Origin of the sequence: Siphonobacter sp. BAB-5385 (assembly GCF_002261125.1) — a bacterium.
Classification (GTDB): Bacteria; Bacteroidota; Bacteroidia; order Cytophagales; family Spirosomataceae; genus Siphonobacter.
Genome location: NZ_NMPS01000156.1, coordinates 1 through 5818, shown reverse-complemented (window position 1 = coordinate 5818; position 5818 = coordinate 1). Strand labels below are relative to the sequence as shown.

General features: G+C 50.2%; 2 tRNA genes and 3 rRNA genes. All 5 read left to right on the top strand.

The annotated features are described in order from the left end of the window. The first annotated feature begins 672 nt into the window (after positions 1-672). The 5 genes from BWI93_RS15675 (at position 673) to rrf (ending at position 5747) form a co-directional block, all read left to right on the top strand. A 16S ribosomal RNA gene (locus tag BWI93_RS15675) occupies positions 673-2178 on the top strand. A gap of 161 nt (positions 2179-2339) precedes the next feature. Beyond that, positions 2340-2413: transfer RNA gene (locus BWI93_RS15670), tRNA-Ile, on the top strand. A 7-nt stretch (positions 2414-2420) separates the two neighbouring features. Further along, positions 2421-2497: transfer RNA gene (locus BWI93_RS15665), tRNA-Ala, on the top strand. Between the two features lie 222 nt (positions 2498-2719). After that, positions 2720-5536: ribosomal RNA gene (locus BWI93_RS15660) — 23S ribosomal RNA — on the top strand. Between the two features lie 99 nt (positions 5537-5635). After that, a 5S ribosomal RNA gene (gene rrf / locus BWI93_RS15655) occupies positions 5636-5747 on the top strand. Together the 16S, 23S and 5S rRNA genes with 2 tRNA genes alongside form the textbook arrangement of a ribosomal RNA operon. Positions 5748-5818: the final 71 nt, after the last annotated feature.

Below are 5818 nucleotides of genomic sequence, written 5' to 3'. Positions count from 1 at the left end.
GCTTGACAAGGGGGATTTTCTTGTCTTATCTTTGCACTCCCAAACGACGGGAAAGGCACTGGAAAGACAGTGTAAACACTTGAGGCAAAGGCAGTTAAGCGAGGGATGAGGTGATGGAAAGAAGCGAAGAAGCTGAAAATAAATTTTCACTTTTTTCTTGACAAGCGGCTTAGAAATGACTTACCTTTGCAGTCCGGTTTTGAAAGTAGGGTCGGCAGTAAAAGCGAAGAGAGAAAGGAAGTGAGAAGTTGGATGAGGGGTTTGGTTTTCAACGGAAAGCTTGAAAAAATAAATTTCAACTTTTTCTTGACAATTGAAATTGAGTCTTGTATCTTTGCACTCCGGTTCTGAAACAAAGAACGGCAAGTCATTGAAAGTGAGAAGTTTAAGTGATTTGGAGTAATAAGTTTTAAGTTAAGGATTAAGGCAAACGTGCTTTAATTGAGTTTAACACCGAAGTGATCGCCTGGTAGTATGAAGGGCCGATGACAGAAGTTCTTTGACGTGATGAAGAGACGGAGTTAATCGAAAGATTAGCTTTTAATAGTCAGCAAACAGCAACGACAACGGTAAGGTTGACAAGTGTCACGGTTTATCACTCTTTCTTAGAGCGATGAACTAACCACTAAGAAAGTCATACTTTATAAACGAGTCACAAGACAAATGATCTTTACAATGGAGAGTTTGATCCTGGCTCAGGATGAACGCTAGCGGCAGGCCTAATACATGCAAGTCAAACGGGTAGCAATACCAGTGGCGTACGGGTGCGTAACGCGTATGCAACCTACCTTTAACTGGGGGACAACAGCGGGAAACTGCTGCTAATACCCCGTAACGCAGGGGCACGGCATCGTGATACTGCTAAAGAAGCGATTCGGTTAGAGATGGGCATGCGTTCGATTAGCTAGTTGGTGCAGGTAACGGCTCACCAAGGCGACGATCGATAGGGGCTCTGAGAGGAGAATCCCCCACACTGGCACTGAGATACGGGCCAGACTCCTACGGGAGGCAGCAGTAGGGAATATTGGGCAATGGAGGAAACTCTGACCCAGCCATGCCGCGTGCAGGAAGAAGGCCCTCTGGGTTGTAAACTGCTTTTGATAGGGAAGAAAGAGGTCATGCGTGACCAGTTGACGGTACCTATCGAATAAGCACCGGCTAACTACGTGCCAGCAGCCGCGGTAATACGTAGGGTGCAAGCGTTGTCCGGATTTATTGGGTTTAAAGGGTGCGTAGGCGGTTTATTAAGTCAGTGGTGAAAGACGATCGCTCAACGATTGCAGTGCCATTGATACTGGTAAACTTGAGTAGTGCAGAGGTAGCTGGAATTGATCGTGTAGCGGTGAAATGCATAGATATGATCAAGAACGCCAATTGCGAAGGCAGGTTACTGGACACTCACTGACGCTGAGGCACGAAAGTGTGGGGATCAAACAGGATTAGATACCCTGGTAGTCCACACTGTAAACGATGATAACTCGCTGTTGGCCCCTGGGGTCAGCGGCTTAGGGAAACCGTTAAGTTATCCACCTGGGGAGTACGCCGGCAACGGTGAAACTCAAAGGAATTGACGGGGGTCCGCACAAGCGGTGGAGCATGTGGTTTAATTCGATGATACGCGAGGAACCTTACCTGGGCTAGAATGTGAGTGAAGCTATCAGAAATGGTAGCGTCCGCAAGGACACGAAACAAGGTGCTGCATGGCTGTCGTCAGCTCGTGCCGTGAGGTGTTGGGTTAAGTCCCGCAACGAGCGCAACCCCTGCGAGTAGTTACCAGCGAGTTAAGTCGGGGACTCTACTCGGACTGCCTGTGCAAACAGAGAGGAAGGAGGGGACGACGTCAAGTCATCATGGCCCTTACGCCCAGGGCCACACACGTGCTACAATGGTCGGTACAAAGGGTCGCCACTTGGTAACAAGGAGCCAATCTCTAAAGCCGATCACAGTTCGGATTGAGGTCTGCAACTCGACCTCATGAAGCTGGAATCGCTAGTAATCGGGTATCAGCCATGATCCGGTGAATACGTTCCCGGACCTTGTACACACCGCCCGTCAAGCCATGGGAGTTTGGTGTACCTGAAGTCGGCCGGTTCAAGGTCGATTAGGGTAAAACAGGCGACTGGGGCTAAGTCGTAACAAGGTAGCCGTACCGGAAGGTGCGGCTGGAACACCTCCTTTCTGGAGTCTGCTATTAAAAACGGAGAACGCTTAAGCAAGCTTAAGTTAGTATTCACTTCGCTCTTTATCCACGCCAGAGGTTTTGCTTAAACGTAAGTAAAGCCTGAAGAAAGTAACACAATGGATCGCTGGATCAGTGAAGTAAACTGATCACTAGAAAGGGGCTTGTAGCTCAGGTGGTTAGAGCGCTACACTGATAATGTAGAGGTCCGTGGTTCGAGTCCACGCAGGCCCACTCCCTTGGGGGTATAGCTCAGTTGGCTAGAGCACCTGCTTTGCAAGCAGGGGGTCAACGGTTCGAATCCGTTTATCTCCACCAAGATTGAAGTAGACTGGAGTAAACAGTAAGTAAGTTAGTTAAGATAGGCCAAACGTGGTTTTATCTACACCGTCTGAAGTTAGGTACTACTGACCGCAAGGGAAGTAGGATGTAACCAAGATGCGAGGTTCTTTGACGTAATGTGGAAAAGAGAAGAGTCAGTTAGTGGCTGGGCGACCAGGCATTAACAAAACAAGAGCAAAGGTAAGAAGAGATTAATGATAAGAAGTTATCAAGGGCGTGCGGGGAATGCCTAGGCTCTCGGAGGCGAAGAAGGACGCGATAAGCTGCGAAAAGGTTCGGGGATCTGCACATAAGAGTTAATCCGAACGTATCCGAATGGGACAACCCACTTGGTTGAAGACCAAGTATCCTTGTAAAAGGAGGCCAACCCGGTGAACTGAAACATCTAAGTAACCGGAGGAAAAGAAAACAACAGTGATTCCGCAAGTAGTGGCGAGCGAACGCGGATTAGCCCAAACCAGTTCCGTTACGGCGGGATTGGGGTTGTAGGACTGCTTTTTAGAAGTTGATTGAAGTTGAACGATCTGGGAAGGTCGGCCAGAGCAGGTGACAGCCCTGTAAGCGTAAAGGTCAGCAACGTAGCAGTATCCTGAGTAGGTGGGGACCGGTGAAATCCCCTCTGAATCTGGCGGCACCATCCGCCAAGGCTAAATACTCCCGAGAGACCGATAGTGAACGAGTACCGTGAGGGAAAGGTGAAAAGTACCCCGAATAGGGGGGTGAAAAGACCCTGAAACCGCACGCTTACAAGCGGTCGGAGCCACGTAGTGTGGTGACGGCGTGCCTTTTGCATAATGACCCTACGAGTTACGGTTACTGGCTAGGTTAAGTATTGCAGATACGGAGCCGAAGCGAAAGCGAGTCTGAATAGGGCGAAGCAAGTCAGTGGCTGTAGACGCGAAACTTTGTGATCTACCCATGACCAGGTTGAAGTGTCGGTAACACGACATGGAGGACCGAACCAGTTGACGTTGAAAAGTCTTTGGATGAGTTGTGGGTAGGGGTGAAAGGCCAATCAAACTGAGAGATAGCTCGTACTCCCCGAAATGTTTTTAGGAACAGCCTTGGGATTGAGTTATACGGAGGTAAAGCTACCGATAGGACTAGGGGGAGTCAAATCCTACCAAATCCTGACGAACTCTGAATGCCGTATAATATGCCCAGGAGTGAGGGCTGGGGTGCTAAGGTCCCAGTCCGAGAGGGAAAGAACCCAGACCATCCGCTAAGGCCCCTAAATCAGGGCTAAGTTGAACAAAGGAGGTCCGACTGCAGAGACAGCCAGGATGTTAGCTTGGAAGCAGCTATTCATTTAAAGAGTGCGTAACAGCTCACTGGTCGAGCGGGGCGGGCATCGATAATAAACGGGCATCAAGTCTTGTGCCGAAGCGATGGAAGTAGTAATACTTGGTAGGGGAGCATTCTCAACGGCAGTGAAGGTGTGGCGGCAAGCCATGCTGGAGCGTTGAGAAAAGCAAATGTAGGGATAAGTAACGATAAGGAAGGTGAGAAACCTTCCCGCCGTAAGGATCAGGATTCCTCAGCTATGCTAATCAACTGAGGGTTAGTCGGGAGCTAAGGAGTTAGCGAAAGCGAAGCTTCGATGCCCAGCAGGTTAATAGTCCTGCACTTACACCAGTGCGATGTAATGACGGAGCAAATGGGTTTCTACGTACGGACGGAAGTGTGCGTTGAGCCGAGCCCGCAAGGGCAAGGCGAAGAGATGAGTTTGCTTCCAAGAAAAGTTACTAAGCTTCAGCTGGCTGTAACCCGTACCGCAAACCGACACAGGTATCCGGGTAGAACATACCAAGGCGCTCGAGTGAATCACGGCTAAGGAACTCGGCAAATTAACCCTGTAACTTCGGGATAAGGGGAACCTACAGCAATGTAGGTCGCAGAGAAATGGCCCAGGCGACTGTTTAACAAAAACACAGGGCTTTGCTAAAACGAAAGTTGACGTATAAGGCCTGACACCTGCCCGGTGCTGGAAGGTTAAGAGGGGATGTTAGTCGCAAGGCAACGCATTGAATCGAAGCCCCAGTAAACGGCGGCCGTAACTATAACGGTCCTAAGGTAGCGAAATTCCTTGTCGGGTAAGTTCCGACCTGCACGAATGGTGTAACGATCTGGGCACTGTCTCAGCCGTGAGCTCGGTGAAATTGTAGTAGCGGTGAAGATGCCGCTTACCCGCCACGGGACGGAAAGACCCCGTGAACCTTCACTACAGTTTTGCACTGACTTTTGGTAACTGGTGTGTAGGATAGGTGGGAGGCTGTGAAGCGGTGTCGCTAGGCATCGCAGAGCCAACGTTGAAATACCACCCTCCGGTTGCTGGGAGTCTAACATTAGCTTGGACAATGCATGATGGGTAGTTTGACTGGGGTGGTCGCCTCCAAAAAAGTATCGGAGGCTTTCAAAGGTACCCTCAGCACGCTTGGTAACCGTGCGTAGAGTGCAATCGCAAAAGGGTGCTTGACTGTGAGGCAAACAGGCCGAGCAGGCACGAAAGTGGGAGATAGTGATCCGGCGGTTCCGTATGGAAGGGCCGTCGCTCAAAGGATAAAAGGTACTCCGGGGATAACAGGCTGATCTCCCCCAAGAGCTCACATCGACGGGGAGGTTTGGCACCTCGATGTCGGCTCGTCACATCCTGGGGCTGGAGAAGGTCCCAAGGGTTCGGCTGTTCGCCGATTAAAGTGGCACGCGAGCTGGGTTCAGAACGTCGTGAGACAGTTCGGTCCCTATCTGTGGTGGGCGTTGGAATTTTGAGAGGGCTTGACCTTAGTACGAGAGGACCGGGTTGAACCGACCGCTGGTAGACCAGTTGTTCCGCCAGGAGCACCGCTGGGTAGCCACGTCGGGTGAAGATAAGCGCTGAAAGCATCTAAGTGCGAAACTTGCCTCAAGATGAGAATTCCTATGAGAGCCGTCAGAGACGATGACGTTGATAGGCTACCGGTCTAAAGCGAGTGATCGCAAAGCCAAGTAGTACTAATGCCTCCAAGACTTCTTATTTACTTTATTACTTCTTGAATACGACTATTGTCTTTTCCACATCACATCAAAAACCTTGAAGGTATTGATTGTTGCGTTCGGGCGACAATCTGAAAGACCAAGGGCGATCATAGGGCGGGTGTTCACCCCTTCCCATCCCGAACAGGGCCGTTAAGCCCCGCTCCGCCGATGATACTGGGTTCACCCCCGGGAAAGTAGGTAATCGCCTCCCCTTTACTCCAAAGAAGCTCCCCCCAAAGGAGCTTCTTTTTTTTGCTAGCTACCCTACACACCAAAGCTGTA